The following is a 16,212-nucleotide window of genomic DNA, read 5'->3' as shown; positions in this document are numbered from 1 at the left end:
TACCGGCCGTATCGCCATGCATCGGCCGGTAAAAGGGGGGCAAAAACAGCAGGAAATGATCAGGTTCCGGAGGCGGCCGTTTTCGTGGGTTTAAGCACCGCGTTCAGCTGTTTTTCATCCAGTTGATCACACCACTTGGCCACGACGATAGTGGCGACGCCATTGCCCACCAGGTTGGTCAGCGCGCGGGCCTCGGACATAAACCGGTCAATGCCGAGGATAAGCGCCAGCCCGGCCACCGGCAGGTGCCCGACCGCCGACAGGGTCGCGGCCAGGACGATAAAGCCGCTGCCGGTGACGCCCGCCGCCCCCTTGCTTGACAGCAGCAATACCACCAGCAGGGTCACCTGATGGATGATGTCCATATGGCTATTGGTGGCCTGGGCGATAAACACCGCCGCCATGGTCAGGTAGATGGACGTGCCGTCGAGGTTAAAGGAATAGCCGGTGGGGATCACCAGGCCCACCACCGATTTTTCGCAGCCGGCGCGCTCCATTTTATCAAGCATGCGCGGCAGCGCCGACTCGGAAGAAGAGGTGCCGAGCACAATCAGCAGTTCTTCTTTGATATAGTTGATAAAACGGAAGATATTAAAGCCGGTGACCCGCGCAATCAGCCCCAGCACCACCACCACGAACAGGATGCAGGTCAGATAGAAACAGGCGATAAGCTGCCCCAGCTGTATCAGCGACCCCAGGCCATACTTGCCGATGGTAAAGGCCATGGCCCCGAATGCGCCAATCGGCGCCAGGCGCATGATCATATTGATAATGCCGAAAATCACCTTGGCGAAGCTGTCGATAACGTTAAAAATCACCTGGCCCTTTTCGCCCAGGCGGTGGAGGGCGAAACCGAACAACACCGCGAACAAAAGCACCTGCAGGATATTGCCGCTGGCGAAAGCGCCGATTACGCTCGCCGGGATGATATCCATCAGAAACGCCACCAGTCCCTGCTGCTCGGCCTGCTGCGCATAGATAGCCACCGCCTTGGCATCCAGGGTGGCCGGATCGATATTCATGCCGGCGCCCGGTTGCACCACGTTAACGATAATCAGGCCGATAATCAGCGCTATGGTGCTGACGATCTCAAAATACAGCAGCGCCACCGCCCCGGTGCGGCCCACCTCTTTCAGGCTTTCCATGCCCGCGATACCGGTGACCACGGTACAAAAGATAACCGGTGCAATGATCATCTTGATCAATTTAACAAAACCATCGCCCAGGGGTTTCATGTCCGCGCCCAGTTCCGGATAGAAATGCCCGAGCAGGATCCCTGCCGCAATGGCCACCAGGACCTGAAGATAAAGGCTTTTAAACGGGTTGAATGTCATACGCCAACCTTATTCATTAGTTATACGCGTTTAAGTGGGTTGAATATGTAGCAAGGATATTAATGATTTGATAATGAATTACATATCTCGAAATACCAATACACCACCGCGCGGGGGTTGTCGGCAGGCAACGGAGAGAAATTAGAATTGAAACGCTTCAGTTGGACTTTAGAAACTATAGTAACCGGCCATGGGAAGCGGCACACGGCCGCACCGGCGATCAAACGGCGGCGAGATGCAGGAAACGCTGCTCGAAATCCTCCTGGGGCAGAGGCTCGGAAAACAGATAGCCCTGTCCCCAGCTGATGTTATGATCCAGCAGGCATTGCAGCTGCGCCTGGGTTTCCACGCCTTCAGCGATAACCGGCAGCGACAGCACCTCGGCAATGGCGCTGACAATACGCAGCATCACCAAATCCTCCGGCAGTTTTTCGATAAAACTCCGGTCGATTTTCAGCAAATCAATGGGCAGGTTGCGCAACCGGTCCAGATAATAAAGGCTGGAGTAGCCCATGCCGAAATCATCCAGCGCAATCAAAATCCCCAGCTCGCGCATTTGCCGCAGCAGGCCGAGGGAGTGCTCGAATTCAGTAATGCGCGCGGTCTCGGTGATTTCCAGCACCAGTTGTGCGGGCGCGATCTCGTAGCGGGCCAGCAGCACTTTGAGAAACGGCACCAGATTGGATTCCTGCAGTTGTTTGGCCGAGAGGTTCACCGCCAGCTGGAGATGGATACCGCGTTTACGCCATTGCGCCAGAATGCGGCAGGAGGCTTCCAAGACCCAGTTGCCCAGCGGCACCATCGCGCCGATTTCTTCGGCGCCGCTGATGAAATCCGACGGCAGCGAGTAGCTGCCGTCATCCTGGCGCCAGCGCAGCAAGACCTCCGCGCCAATCAGCCGCCGGTCGCGAATATCCACCTGCGGCTGGAAGAACAGTGCGCAGCGTTCCTGCTCTATGCCTTCCAGGATGGTGCTTTCCAGCGTCATGCGCCGGTGAACCATGGCGGTGAGCTTGGGCTCGAAGAATAAGATCTGGTTTTTGCCGTTGTCATGGGCCAGCATCATGGCGGACGTGGCGCGCCGCAGCAGTTGATGCGCGGACTCGTCGTTGCGCAGCCTCAGGGCAATGCCGATGCTGGCGGCGGGACGCAGCGACAGGCTACCGATGGCCAGGGGGGCATTAATGCTTTTCATGATGCCCTGCGCCAGCTGCATTCCTTCGTAAGCGTTCTGGATTCCGTGATCGAACAATGCGAATTCATTGTGATTGAGCTGGCCGAGAAAACGATGATCGTTAAGGTGCCGCTTAAGCTGCCGGGTCAGCGTCATCAGCAGGATGCCCCGTTGCGCCTCGGTAAGAATGCCGGTGGCTTCCTGTAGCGTGCTGATACTGATGACCAGCAGGCAATATTGCTGCATATCCCGGCACAGGGCCATGCGCGAATCCAGCATGGCGGTAAACAGGTTTTTATTCGGCAGCGCGGTCTCGGCATGGCGGGTCGACAGCCGGTTAAGATCGTCGAACATGCCGGCCAGTATCTGCTGGTTGCGATTATAGCTGCGCACCAGCACGCCAAGCTCGTCGTCGCGGTGCATATCCGGCAGCGAAAGCTGGTGGCGGGGAATGTCCTGCGCCGGCAGCGTTTCCAGACTGCGGGCGATTTCACGCAGGGGATGGACCATCAGGCGGTTAATACACCAGGTGATCGCAATCGTCAGCACCAGCGCCAGCAGGAGATAGGTGGACATCATGGTGGAAAACGCGCTGGCGATAAATTGGTACAACCGGTAGGAGTCGGCTTGCAATACCAGCGACGCCAGGGCCCGTGGATGCGAAGGCCGCGGAAGCGCGTACAGCGGCACCGAGATTTCCACCGGCAGCCGGAACAGGCGCTCTATCAGCGCCGGCACCGGCCGCTCCGGCGGAAAATCCGCGTGCAGCACCTGGAAATCATCCGGCAGCACCACATCCGCCCGGCTCAGGATGCCCACCGGCTTCAGGGTGGCGAGAATCCGCTCGGCCTGCGGCACGTCTCCCTTTAATACCGCGCTGGATAAAGGCTGACGCACCGACATGGCTATATTTTGCAGCTGCTGGGCGTAATCCTCACGGCGCTGCTGCACAAAATGGAACAGCTGGATCACAATGAAAATGCAAATAGTCACCAGCGCCACGCCTGACACCGTAGCCATTTGTTTAATCGTTAATGAACGTCTGATCCGCAAACTGTTCTCCAAGGCGTTTTTCAGCTCGACCCGTTACGCTCCCTAACCCGGCGGACGGTTACCCGGCTCACCCCGGCCCCGGCCATGACGAAGGACAGCGCATATTTTCGCGATTCGGGCAGCAAAAGTTGCCGGGCGGGCCGCAGAGCGATTTTGTGCATACTAATATATACTATCTCACGCCGGGTTTTATTTTTTAAAACAGGCATTTCGTCTCTTTAACGCTTATCGGCGACACTCGGTTATAATGACGACGTTTTACCTAGGAATATTCTGATTCATGGCGGTCCTGGCGCGCGCCGGTGGGGTAGATAGGGCATTAATCCCCGCGCATCCCTGACGTTGCGGCGCTGGCGTGAAGAACAACAGCTGTGTAAAATGCAATCAGCGCCTTACATCAGTTTTGTTGCAGTTTGAAATGCCATTATTTTAACAAGACATTACGTTTTCTTTATAATTTTTCGCAGGCATCACGAATGGGATAGCATGAGCAGAGGATAATGGCATTTCCCAGGCTATCGCTTTTATTCATAGCCGCCCCATGCCGGCGTTGAAGATTTACATTTTCACTGCTTCGGCACTCAAGACGGGACTATAATTTTACCGCAGCTCAATGTGTTTCATTTGATTTAACTTTGTAAAAAATTGAAACTTGTATTAGTTTGTCTTGAGGACCTTCTCATTCATTTCATTGTGCCAGGCTCGAGGCCCATTACCATCCCTAACATAACCCGCGGGCGCCGTCTTGTTCATAAGATAATGCGGTCCGCAGAGTGGTCGCGCAAATTTATCCGGTGAGGTAGGAATGAATAATTACGATGATATTAAGCGGTTTAAAGAAAAACTCAATATGGAAGGCATTGATTATAAAGAAATCGCTGAAAGCAATCCTAATATTACCGCGCATAACTGGGCGATTATAAAACAAGTGGCCACGGCCGATGAACCTTTTCATCCCCTGGAGCAGGGGCGCCCCACACAGCCCACCCCCGCTCCCGTCTCGGATAAAGAATTCAGCGCATCGCCGCTGGGGCAACCGCTGGCGGCCCAGCAGACCGCGCGCGGGCGGAAATATTAATCGGGACATTGGCGCCATAAACGCCCACTATCAGCCGCAGGCCTCAACAGCGGCGGAGTCTTTTGCTTCCCCCCTGATGAGCGCGGTCGGCAAGGCGCTGCCGGCGATAGGCCCCGTGGCGCCCGTCGCCACGCCCCAGGACGGCAATGCGCCCGCGGGCGCCGCGTTTCTTAACGCCATACAGCAGGAATTTGCCGCTCCGCCCGCCGCCGTGCCCACGCGGTCACAGGAACCCGCCGCGGCATCGCCCTTCGACGCCGGGCAACATGGCCGCCCCGCCGCGGCATCGCCTTTCGACGCCGGGCAACACGGCCGCCCCGCCGCGGCATCGCTTTTCGACGCCGGGCAACACGGCCGCCCCGCCGCGGCATCGCTCTTTGACGCAGCGCGGCATGACCAACCCGCCCGGACGTCTTCTACGGCGGCGTCATCGGTCCGGGCGCCGGCCAATGCCGCCGGTACCATGCGCTTTAATAGTCTGTTTAACCGGAAATCCCAGTCATCGGCAATGCCGTCGGGTCGGGATACGCCCCTTTCACTTCTTTTAGAGAATATTGCGTTATGCCGTTAGTCTGTGTCTGTTCGCCGAAGGGCGGCGTGGGTAAAACAACCGTCAGCGCCAATCTTGCCTACGCCCTGGCCCGCAGCGGCAGCAAGGTGCTGGTTATCGATTTCGATGTGCAAAACGCGCTGCGGCTGCATTTCGGCGTACCGATTTCCGATACCCGCGGCTACGTGGCACAGGCCACCACCGCCGTGGACTGGAGTCAGTTTATCCTGAAAGCCGACGCCAATCTGTTTGTCCTGCCCTATGGCGAGGTGGAGGAAGAACAGCGTCTGGCGTTTGAAAACGCCATCAGCCGCGATCCGCATTTCCTGCTGCGCGGATTAAACACGGTATTAAATTACCCCGGCCTGGTGGTCATCGCCGATTTTCCTCCCGGCCCGGTGGCGGCGTTAAAAGCCGTGCAACCCTTCGCGGATATGCACATTGTGGTCATGCTGGCGGATACCGCCTCGCTTTCCTTATTACCGCAAATGGAAAACCACAAATTCCTCGGCGCGCCGATGAATAACCGCCTTGGGGAATATTATGTGGTTAATCAAAGCGATATGCGCCGCAACTTAAGCCGCGACGTATCGCAGTTTTTTGAACAGCGTCTGGGCGACCGGTTATTAGGCACCATACACCGCGATGAGTGCGTACCCGAAGCCAACGCGTCGCAGCGTTCAATCATTGAATTCAGCCCGGTGTCCGCCGCCGCGTTCGATATAGAACTCATCAGCAAAAAAGTCGCCGCCATTGTCGGCGTGAAAGTGGGCGATGGCGAGTTTTATGCCATGCCTAATCACGGCATCAAATAATAAGCACAGGAACAGGCATGAATAAGTTTCTATTTTCTATACTGCTTTTACTGTTACTGCCTGTTGCCGTGCTTATCATCATCACGCCGATGGACAGCGACAAACAATACATCTTCGGCCTGTTCAGTATCGGACTGATGTTGCTGCTGGGCGTAAGTAAAAGCCATTTAATCAGCGTCATCATGATAGTGATGTCTTTTTTGATGTCCACCCGCTATATCTATTGGCGCGCTACCGAAACGCTGCACTTTAATTCGGTGATTGAAGCGGTATTGGGGATCGGCCTGTTTATTGCCGAAATGTATGCCTGGGTTATCCTGGTGCTGGGTTACCTGCAAACCACCTGGCCGTTAAAGCGCAAAATTGAACCTATGCCGGACGACCCGGCCACCTGGCCGACGGTGGATGTCTACGTCCCGTCCTATAACGAGAGCCTGGACGTGGTGCGTGATACCGTCCTTGCGGCGCAGTGTATCGACTACCCGCGCGACAAGATGAAAATCTATATTCTGGACGACGGTAAACGCAATGAATTCGCGGTGTTTGCCGCCGATGCCGGGGTGGGTTATATCACCCGTAACGATAATAAGCATGCCAAGGCCGGCAACCTTAACCATGCGATGACCGTGACCAAAGGCGAGTTTATCTGCGTATTCGACTGCGATCATGTCGCCACCCGTGGTTTCCTGCAGGCCACCGTGGGCAGCTTTTTGATTGACGATCGCCTGGCGCTGATCCAAACGCCCCACCACTTCTATTCTCCCGATCCGTTCGAGCGCAACCTGTCGGCGGCGCGCGATATCCCCAACGAAGGCGCGCTGTTCTACGGGCCGGTGCAGCAAGGCAACGATAACTGGAACGCCACCTTTTTTTGCGGGTCCTGTGCGGTGATCCGGCGCAGCGCGCTGGAAGAAATCGGCGGATTCGCGGTGGAAACCGTCACCGAGGACGCCCATACCGCGCTGAAGCTGCAGCGGCTGGGCTGGAACTCCGCCTTTCTGTCCATTCCGCTGGCGGCGGGTCTTGCCACCGAGCGCCTGGGGCTGCATGTTATCCAGCGTACCCGCTGGGCGCGGGGCATGACCCAGATTTTTCGTCTGGACAATCCGTTATTCGGCCGCGGCCTCAAGTGGCAACAGCGTTTGTGTTATCTCAACGCCATGCTGCATTTCCAATACGGCCTGCCGCGCGTGGCGTTCCTGACCGCGCCGCTGGCGTATTTATTGTTTAACCAAAATATTATCGCCTCTTCCGCCAGCGCCATATTTGCCTATGTTTTGCCGCATTTGTTCCTGGCCATCTATATCAATTCCCGCATGAACGGGCGTTTCCGCTATACCTTCTGGGGTGAAATTTACGAAACGACCATGGCGTTCCATTTGATTATCCCCACCCTGCTGACCCTGATTTCCCCCCGGCACGGTAAGTTTAACGTCACCGATAAAGGCGGGTTACTGGATGTCGGCTTCTTTGATTTCCATATCGTCAAACCGCATCTGATCGTGGCGGTGCTTCTGGGCATGGGTATTGCCGCCGGGGTAGTGCGCGCGATCATGCATGACTATTTTAACGTCGATCCCCGGGTGATTTTGCTCAATATCGTCTGGGCGTCCCTGAGCGTCATCATTTTGCTGGCGGCGATTGCGGTGGCCAAGGAAACGCGCCAGATCCGCAAGACTATCCGTATCGATGTCAGCATCCCGGCCATTATCCACTACGCCAGCGGTATTTCGGTGCGCACCGAAACCCTGGACCTCTCCATGGGCGGGATGAAGCTGGTAACCCCCGACGACCGCTATCAAACCGATCGCATCGAGGAAGTGGAACTGCGGCTGCAGTCCGGCGCGGTCTGTATCCCGGTCAGCCTGATTGGCGCCGACGCCAGCGTTATTCGCCTGATGTTTGAAGCGATGCCGCTGGAAAAACGACGTGAGCTGGTGCGCGTGGTGCTGGCACGCGCGGATGCCTGGATTGTGCCGCCCTATCCGAAAGATCGGCCGCTGCACTCATTTGCCAGCATTGTCCGCTGCGTCTTCGAGCTCTTTTACAACACCTGGAAAGAGCGCGGCCAAAAAAGAAAGAATGCCAAGTCCGCAGGACCTGGCGAAGCGACCTAAGCTCACGCGGAAAAAATTGCATGCCATTTCGTATCAGGAAGATAGCCCATTGTGTATTACTGATCGCCGCCTTGGGCGGCCTCGGCGCCACGGCATGCGTCGGGGCGGCCTTTGCCGCCGATCCGCAGGCCGCGCCGGTTTATCACCTGCCGCCGCTTCCGGCGGCGCAGGATACTGACGGCGCGGGCGCCCAGTCCGCTGACGATACGCGCCAATCCCCGGCCGCCGACCCGGCGGCAACCGGCGCCGGCGCGCCGGCCGATGGCAGCGCGCCACCAACCGCAAGCGCCGTCGGCACACCTGCCGGCGGCCTGCCGATGGATTTTCCCCCGCCGGTAATAAGCGTAGCGCCGCAGGCCGCCGCGCCGGGCCAGGGCGTCGATAGCCAACTGGCGCAGGTGACCCCCCTCAACGATGACACTATCAGTGTTGCCGGCATGGGCCAGCCGAACGGCCTCACGCTGAGCGGCGGCCAGCTCCAGTCCGGCATTGTGTTTACCCTGCCCCGCGATCAGGTGGCGACCACCGCCCGGCTATACCTGGCGCTGAAAGTCTCCCCGGCCCTGGCCGCGCGGGACACCAGCCTGCGCCTGATGCTCAATGGCCAGGAACTGGGCAATGTGGCGCTTAGCCAGGCCAGCGCCACGGATAATGTCTATGAGCTGGATATTCCGGCGGCAATGATCGTCAGTAACAACAACCTTAGCTTTAGCGTGAATGACGACAATACCCTGACGTGCGAGCGGGATCTGTCGGATAAATATTGGGTGACCGTCCTGCCCACCAGCCATTTGCAGTTGAGCAGCCAGATACTGGATATCGGCCGCGACTTAAGCCATTTCCCGCGCCCGTTTTACGATCCGTTGTCGATGAAGGGCTCGTCGGTGGCGTTTATCTTCGGCCAGACGGTCAAATCCGACGCGGTGGCGGCCGCCAGCATGCTGGCGTCCTATTTTGGCCTGCTGTCCAGCTACCGTAATATGGAATTCCCGGTGCACCTGAACGAGCTGCCGGCGCAAAACGGCATCCTGTTCGGCCAGCCCGGCGATAAAATCGCCGATATCACCCTGCCGCAGGTAACCGGCCCCACGCTGCAGATGATCGATAATCCGCTCAATCCGGTGTATAAGCTGTTGCTGGTGGTGGGGCGCAACGGTAATGAAATGCGCCAGGCCGCCTATCGCCTGATTTCGTCGCCGCTGCCGGCCAGGCAGGATGTCATCCAGGTGCAGAACCAGACTATCCCGTTACGCCAGCCCTACGACGCGCCGCGCTGGATTGACACCACCAAGCCGGTCTATCTGAAGGATCTGGCGCAAAACCCGGAATCGCTGACCGCCAACGGCCTGTATCACGACGGCATACGCATCGGCTTTCGCGCCGCCCCGGATCTGTTTATGTGGGATGGCGATTTCATCCCGGTAAAAATTGATTACCGCTTTCCGACCGAAAACTGGATAGACGAAGATTCGTCGCAATTGAGCATTACGCTTAACGGCACCTTCCTGCACAGTTTACCGGTCAATAAGCACGGGCTGGTGGAAACCGCCTGGCGCAAGCTGGGCGGCGATACCCGCCAGGAAACCTTTACCCTGCAGCTGGCGCCTTATCTGATTTACGGCGATAACCAAATGGAATTTTATTTCGCCCTGAAGCCTAAGGCCGACGCGCCCTGCAGCCTGCTGACCAGCAATAATATCAAAAGCCGCATCGACCCGGACTCAACCATCGACCTGAGCCGGACGCACCATTTTACGCTATTGCCCAACCTGTCCTATTACGTCGGCGCGTCATTTCCCTTTAGCCGGCTGGCGGATTTCTCCCAAACGGTGATGCTGCTGCCCGCCAAACCGGAGGCCGGTGAAATCGCCACGCTGCTGGCGATGGCCGCCCGCGCCGGCAATGCCACCGGCATCGCCCTCAATCATGTGGATGTACGCCTGGGCCTGCAAGACCATGCCGCCGGCGGCATTCCCCTGGCGGATAAGGATATTCTCGCCTTCGCCTCGCTTAAGCAGACCGATCTGGTGCGCGATTTGCTGGCCGGTTCGCCGTATGAAATGCGCAACGGCCTGCTGTCGGTCAAGGAAGAAACGCTTACCGCCCGCCTGAAAGGCTATTTTACCGGGCGTTTTTTCCGTCAGGGCGTGGAAGCGGACCGTTATCTGGCCTCCACCGACGCCTGGCGGGGATTCCTGAGTTTCGCCTCGCCCTGGGCCGGCAAACGGGTAGTGGTACTGGCCACGGCCACCGACAGCGATCAGTTGTCGCATATTAACGCTGATTTACAGGTACCGGCCATTAATGCCGGCGTTCGCGGCGATATAGCGGTGATCAATGCGGAAAACGGCGTAAAAAGTTTTACCGTGGGCAGCCAGTTCCCCAGCGGGGAGATGCCCTGGTACATGATGATAATCTGGTACGCCAATCAGCATATTATTTTCCTTTCCTTAAGCGGCCTGGTGTTCGCGGTACTGATAGGAAGTTGTATTTACGTTCTGCTGGCGCGGCATGCGGCTAAACGCCTGGCCAATAGCGCGAACAAATAACCGTATCGATAAGATGCGTTGCCTGACTGGGCCATATGGGTAAAAGAAAATGAAACGGCAAATAAAAAAAGACTTAAAAACGCTGTATGTCGCCGGCCTGGCGGGCCTGTCGCTGTTTTCCGCCCTGGCGCAGGCAGCGGATAATAGCCCGGCCATTAACGCGTTGCTGCAGCAGGCAGCCTATTGGCACGAAAAAGCCCATAACGATTTGGCCCAGGAATCGTTACAGAAAATCCTGGCGGTGGATGAAAATAACGCCGATGCCCTGTATCTGCTCTCGCTCTACGCGTTACGCGACGGACAAAAGGCCGAGGCCCAGAAATGGCGCCAGCGGCTGGTCAATGCCTCGCCAGGCGACGCGCGCCTGCAGAACCTCGACAGCGCCAGCGTACTGCAAACCATCTCGCCGACCCAATTAGCCAATGCGCGCCAACTGGCGGCGCAGGGCAACACGGCGCGCGCCATCGAAAGCTACCGCACCCTGTTCCAGGGCAACCAGCCGCTGGACAGCCTGGCGGTAGAGTATTACGAAACCCTGGCAGGCGTTCCGGCCTCGCGCCCGGACGCTATCGCCGGCCTGCGCAGCCGCGTCAGCCAGCAGCCGTCCGATACGGCCGCCAGGATGGCGCTGGGCAGGATCCTGACCTATGACGAAAACACCCGTCGCGAAGGCGTCGGGCTGCTGGCGCCGATGGCGGCCAATAACAAGGCGGCGGACAACGCCCTGCGCCAGGCGCTCATCTGGATGGCGCCGCAGCCCGGGGATAAAACCGTCTATGACGATTATATGCAACGCCACCCCAGCGACGGCGCGGTATTACGCCATTTTCAGGAAAGCGTGGGCGGCGCTGAAAAGGGACAGGGCTATTCAGCCCTGAACAGCGGCGATCTTACGGCGGCGCGCAGCCGGTTCGAGGCGGTGCTGACCACCAACCCCAACGACGGCGACGCCTTGGCCGGGCTGGGTTATATCGCTATGCGCGGCGGTGATTTCAGCGCGGCGGAAAACTACCTTAACCAGGCAATGAAGCAAGGCGGTCCGAACAGCGCCCAATGGGCGGCGCTGGCCAAGGACGCGCATTTTTACGGCGAACTGAACAAAGCCAAAGGCGCCGTCTCGTCCGGCGACCTGAACGCGGCGCTGGCGCTCAGCGAGCCGCTGGCGCAGGCGGAAGGCAGCAAAGGCGTCTCGGCGGAGCTGTTCCGCGCCGACGTCTTGCGCCGCAGGGGCGACCTGGCCGGCGCGGAGCAAGCCTATCGCACCGCGCTGTCGAGCGATCCGCAGAATACCGATACCAAGCTGGGACTCTACTATACCCTGCGCCAGGCCAATAAGACCGCCGACGCGCAGCAGGTGCTGGAAACAATACCGGCGGATAAGCGCCCGCAGGTGGCGGCGGGCGGCGTCAACGTCGAGCCGTTGCGCCGCCAGGCCGCGCAGGCAATGCAAGCCAACGATCCGCAGCGGGCATTGAATTTGCTGCAGCAGGCGCTGGAAAAACAACCGTCCAATATCTGGGTGCGCCTGGATATGGCGCGCATCCTGCAAAAGCAGGGAGACAGCGCGCAGGCCCAGGCCTTGATGGCCGCCGCCGGCCAGCGCGGCGCGCCGGCGGACAACCTTTACGCCGCCGCCCTGTTCGCCAGCGAAACTCAGCGCTGGGCCGCCGCGGCGCAGCTGCTGGCCTATATTCCCGACAGCCGGCGCAACCGCGCCATGCGCGATCTGGCCGTGCGGGTAAACTTTAACCAGCAGATGGCGGGCGCCGAACGTTATATCCAGGAGGGCAACCGCACGGCGGCGTTAAACACCTTGCGCGCCCTGGCGCAAACGCCACCCGCCGCGCCGGCAGATGTGGGCAAACTGGCGCAGGATCTGATGACCCTGGGCGACAGCGCCGCCGCGGTGGCGCTGGTACGTAATAATATGCGCGCCGGCGTTAACGGCAATGCCGGTGATTATGCGGCCCAGGTCGGCGTGCTCAACCAGGCCGGCCTGACCGCGGAGGCGGAGGCCTGGATGAATAATCCGCGCATCGTGGCCAGCAGCACGCCGGCCGAACTGAGCCGCATTCGCCAGGGCTCGGTGATTAACCAGGCGGATGAACTGCGCGAACGCGGACAATACGCGGCGGCCTACGATAAGCTCATCGTGGCGATGCAAAGCGATCCGCAAAACGTCGATCTGATGCTGGCCATGGCGCGTCTTTACCAGTCCGGCAAAATGAACGAACAGGCGGCGCGGGTCTATGATTATGTGCTGGTGCGCGAACCGCAAAACGAAGGCGCCCGCGAAGGCGCCGCCAACGCGGCCCTGGCCCAGGGCGATATCGCCCGCGCCAAACGGCTGGTGGCCGGCATGCAGGGACCGCGTTCGGTAGATCGCATGGTGCTCGAGGCGCGCATTGCGGAAGCGGCGGGGGATCATGAGCAGGCCATCGCCCTGCTGCGCTCCGCCAAAGGCCGGGTCATCGGCCTGAATACCGCCGGCCCCGGCGGCGCGCCGGTTGTCGGTGGGCTGGAAACCGCCGACAATCCCTTCGTTAATAAAACCGTGGCCGCGGCCGCGCCGCGCACCGCTTCCGCCTACGGCACCATATTGCCGTGGCAGCGCTCCGATAGCCCGGCGCCGCTGCCGCTGACCGGCTTGACGCTGGCAACCGCCAGCGCCGAAACGCCGGAAGACCGTACGCTTAAACAAATCAATCAGTTGCTTGATCAGGAACAGCAAAAAACCGCCACCTGGGTGGAAGGCGATGTGGGGATCCGCAGCCGCGACGGCGAAAGCGGCCTGAGCGGCCTGACGGAAATCAAGGCGCCGCTGGTGCTCTCCGGCGTGCCGTTCGACAGCTCGCGGCTGAAACTATCGGTCACGCCGGTTTCGTTAAATTCCGGCTCCACCAGCGGCACGGTCAGCAACCGTTTCGGCACCGGCGCGCTGCAGCAGGGACGCATGGTAGAAAACGCCACCAATAACGCCACCGCCGCCGCCGGCGCCACCACGTCGACCACCACCACGTCCACCACCACCAACTCCGACGGCACCCAGAGCAGCACCACCACCACCACGTCCTCGACCGCGGATGCCGCCTCCACCGTCAATCCCGGCGATTACGCCGCCGATTCCTCCGGTTCGCAGCAGGCCTCCGGCGTGGAGGTCAACCTGGCGCTCAGCGGCGACAGCTACAAGGCCGATGTCGGCACCACGCCTCTGGGCGAGGATCTGAGCTCACTGGTGGGCGGTCTTCAATGGTCCCCCAGCCTGACCACCTTCAGTAAGCTTATCTTTACCGCCGAACGGCGCGCGGTCACCGACAGCCTGCTTTCCTACGTGGGCACGCGGGATAAGATTAGCGGTAAAAAATGGGGGCAGGTCACCAAAAACGGCGGCGGCGTCCAATACTCCTACGACGACGGCGACGCGGGCCTGTATGCCGGCGTCGGTGGTTACAGTTACCAGGGCGACAATATACCCGGCAATACCGGCATCACCTCATCGGCGGGATTTTATGTCCGCCCGCTACGCGAGGACCATAGCGAGGTGAAGACCGGTATTAACATTACCTTTATGGATTATGATAAAAACCTCAGCTATTACAGCTACGGCCAGGGAGGCTATTTCAGTCCGCAAAACTATATCAGCGTCTCGCTGCCGGTGGATTACACCCAAAAGTATGACGACTGGGACCTGACGCTGGGCGGCTCGGTGGGCTATCAGTCCTATTCACAGGATAAAAGCGCCTACTATCCGAATAATCCGGCGCTGCAAACCGCCCTGGAATCACTGGTGGCCGGCGGATATGTCGATTCGGCCTATTACGACGCCCGTAATGAAAACGGCGTCAGCTATAATGTGCACGCCAACGGCAGCTATAAAATCAATCCCAATATGTCCGTGGGCGGGCAGGTGGGCTACGACACCTTTGGCGACTACTCCGAGAGCACCGCGCTGGTGTACTTTAAATATTTATTGGGTGGTAAATAAGTATGCAGGATATATCTGACGCAACGTCCGAGCTGGTTTACTTCCGCCGGCGGCAATATCAGCCCGGCTGGCAGGATCTGCTCGATATCATGATCTCCGGCATCGCCGCCAATGCCGGCGACGAAGATCGCCGCCAGTTCCTTAACCTGATGGGTAGCCAACTGGCCGGGCGCTTTCCTTTACCCCATGCCGAAACGGTCGGGGATCTGGAAGATGGCTTTAACCGGCTCTGGTCGGAATTCAATTGGGGCTTTGTGCGGCTGCAGCCGGGTGAAACCCATCTCACGTTGATACATCATGCCGTTCCTCCCGCGGCTACGGGCGCTGAGCCGGAGGAGTGGACCGCCGGGCTGGCGGCGATCCTGGAAGGCGCCTATGCTGAATGGATATTAGCCCAGGGCGGACAGCCTCATGTCGCGCTGCGTTGGCAGCAGGACAGCGCGGAAGGCATAATGACTTTTAGTTATCAAAACACTATTTAAGGGATTGAAGCGTTATGAAATTTGCCCGCCATTTGCCGCTGCTGCTCGCTATGTTTTTCGCCCTGCTGACGGGCGCGGCGCAGGCCGACAGCGCCGGCTGGCAACATTATAAAAGCCGCTATATGCTGCCGGAAGGCCGCATTATCGATACCGGCAACCACAATGTCAGCCATACCGAGGGGCAGGGCTACGCCATGCTGCTGGCGGTAAACTATAACGACCGCGCCGCCTTCGATACCCTGTTGAATTGGACCAACCAGCATCTGTACCGTAAAGACATCGGCCTGTACTCCTGGCGCTACGATCCCGCCGCTACCCCGCCGGTGGCCGACATCAACAATGCCTCCGACGGCGACACCCTGATCGCCTGGGCGCTGCTCCAGGCCGGGGACAAGTGGAAACTGCCGAACTATACCGCGGCGTCGAACGCGCTGCAGGCGGCGATAATCAAACACAATGTGATTAAGTTCGCCGGCTTCAACCTGCTGTTGCCGGGGGCGTCGGGCTTTAACCAGACCAGCTCGGTGACGCTCAATCCGTCATACTTTATCTTCCCCGCCTGGCAGGCGTTTTACCAGGCCGGCCATTTGAAGATCTGGAACGATTTAACCGCCGATTCCCTTAAAATCCTGGGGCTGATGCGCTTTGGCGACCCCCGGCTGCCCACCGATTGGGTCACCCTGCGGGCGGATGGCTCCTTGACGCCTTCCGATCGCTGGCCGTCGCGCTTTAGCTTTGACGCGGTGCGCATACCGCTGTATATCAACTGGGCGCAGCGCAACAGCCTGGCGCTTGGGCCGTACGTCGCCTACTGGCGCCAGTTCGACCGGCTGGCCACTCCCGCCTGGGTCGATGTGCTGACCGGCGCCAAGGCCGATTTCATGCTATCGCCGGGCATGCTGGCCATTCGTGACGCCATCATGGGCAACGGCGCGCAGGTCAATGACAATATCCAGCCGCAGGAAGACTACTATTCCGCCAGCCTGCGGATGCTGACGTACTGGTCGCTGAAATAATTACCCGAACTACAAGTGCAGTCGCGTGCGGCCCTCGACAGGGCCACATGCATAAAAAA

General features: G+C 59.0%; 10 protein-coding genes. 8 read left to right on the top strand and 2 right to left on the bottom strand.

Annotated elements, in window-relative coordinates:
* Nucleotides 1–59: 59 nt before the first annotated feature.
* On the bottom strand, nt 60–1,334 hold the full coding sequence (locus ACL2XF_RS21610; protein ID WP_410013027.1) for a dicarboxylate/amino acid:cation symporter: 1,275 nt from the start codon (nt 1,332–1,334) through the stop codon (nt 60–62).
* 220 nt (nt 1,335–1,554) lie between these two features.
* The gene (hmsP, locus tag ACL2XF_RS21605; protein WP_410013026.1) at nt 1,555–3,561 is read right to left on the bottom strand and encodes a biofilm formation regulator HmsP; all 2,007 of its coding nucleotides are present in this window, start codon (nt 3,559–3,561) and stop codon (nt 1,555–1,557) included.
* A gap of 805 nt (nt 3,562–4,366) precedes the next feature.
* Here hmsP and ACL2XF_RS21600 point away from each other — a divergent pair.
* The 8 genes from ACL2XF_RS21600 to ACL2XF_RS21565 all read left to right on the top strand — a co-directional run bounded on the left by ACL2XF_RS21600 (nt 4,367) and on the right by ACL2XF_RS21565 (nt 16,153).
* Complete coding sequence (locus ACL2XF_RS21600) at nt 4,367–4,639, top strand: hypothetical protein (RefSeq protein WP_413727511.1); 273 nt, start codon at nt 4,367–4,369, stop codon at nt 4,637–4,639.
* Between the two features lie 76 nt (nt 4,640–4,715).
* Nucleotides 4,716–5,210 (top strand): hypothetical protein, encoded by a 495-nt coding sequence (locus ACL2XF_RS21595; RefSeq protein WP_413727510.1) that lies wholly within the window; start codon nt 4,716–4,718, stop codon nt 5,208–5,210.
* The gene (gene bcsQ, locus ACL2XF_RS21590; protein ID WP_410013024.1) at nt 5,201–6,004 is read left to right on the top strand and encodes a cellulose biosynthesis protein BcsQ; all 804 of its coding nucleotides are present in this window, start codon (nt 5,201–5,203) and stop codon (nt 6,002–6,004) included. Before ACL2XF_RS21595 ends, bcsQ begins: the two co-directional genes overlap by 10 nt.
* A gap of 17 nt (nt 6,005–6,021) precedes the next feature.
* Nucleotides 6,022–8,121: a UDP-forming cellulose synthase catalytic subunit gene (bcsA, locus tag ACL2XF_RS21585; protein ID WP_413721673.1), complete on the top strand. Its 2,100-nt coding sequence runs from the start codon at nt 6,022–6,024 to the stop codon at nt 8,119–8,121.
* Nucleotides 8,122–8,141: 20 nt separating this feature from the next.
* Entirely contained in the window at nt 8,142–10,670 is a 2,529-nt protein-coding gene (gene bcsB, locus ACL2XF_RS21580) for a cellulose biosynthesis cyclic di-GMP-binding regulatory protein BcsB (protein WP_413721674.1), read from the top strand.
* Nucleotides 10,671–10,719: 49 nt separating this feature from the next.
* Nucleotides 10,720–14,655: a cellulose synthase subunit BcsC-related outer membrane protein gene (locus ACL2XF_RS21575; RefSeq protein ID WP_413727509.1), complete on the top strand. Its 3,936-nt coding sequence runs from the start codon at nt 10,720–10,722 to the stop codon at nt 14,653–14,655.
* Nucleotides 14,656–14,657: 2 nt separating this feature from the next.
* Nucleotides 14,658–15,137: a cellulose biosynthesis protein BcsD gene (gene bcsD / locus ACL2XF_RS21570; protein ID WP_410013020.1), complete on the top strand. Its 480-nt coding sequence runs from the start codon at nt 14,658–14,660 to the stop codon at nt 15,135–15,137.
* Between the two features lie 14 nt (nt 15,138–15,151).
* The gene (locus ACL2XF_RS21565; RefSeq protein ID WP_410013019.1) at nt 15,152–16,153 is read left to right on the top strand and encodes a glycosyl hydrolase family 8; all 1,002 of its coding nucleotides are present in this window, start codon (nt 15,152–15,154) and stop codon (nt 16,151–16,153) included.
* Nucleotides 16,154–16,212 lie beyond the last annotated feature (59 nt).

This window comes from Sodalis sp. RH19 (genome assembly GCF_047324215.1).
In the GTDB taxonomy this organism is placed as follows: Bacteria; Pseudomonadota; Gammaproteobacteria; order Enterobacterales; family Enterobacteriaceae; genus Acerihabitans.
The sequence above is the reverse complement of the archived record's forward strand: the minus strand, read 5'-3'. Positions and strand labels throughout refer to the sequence as shown.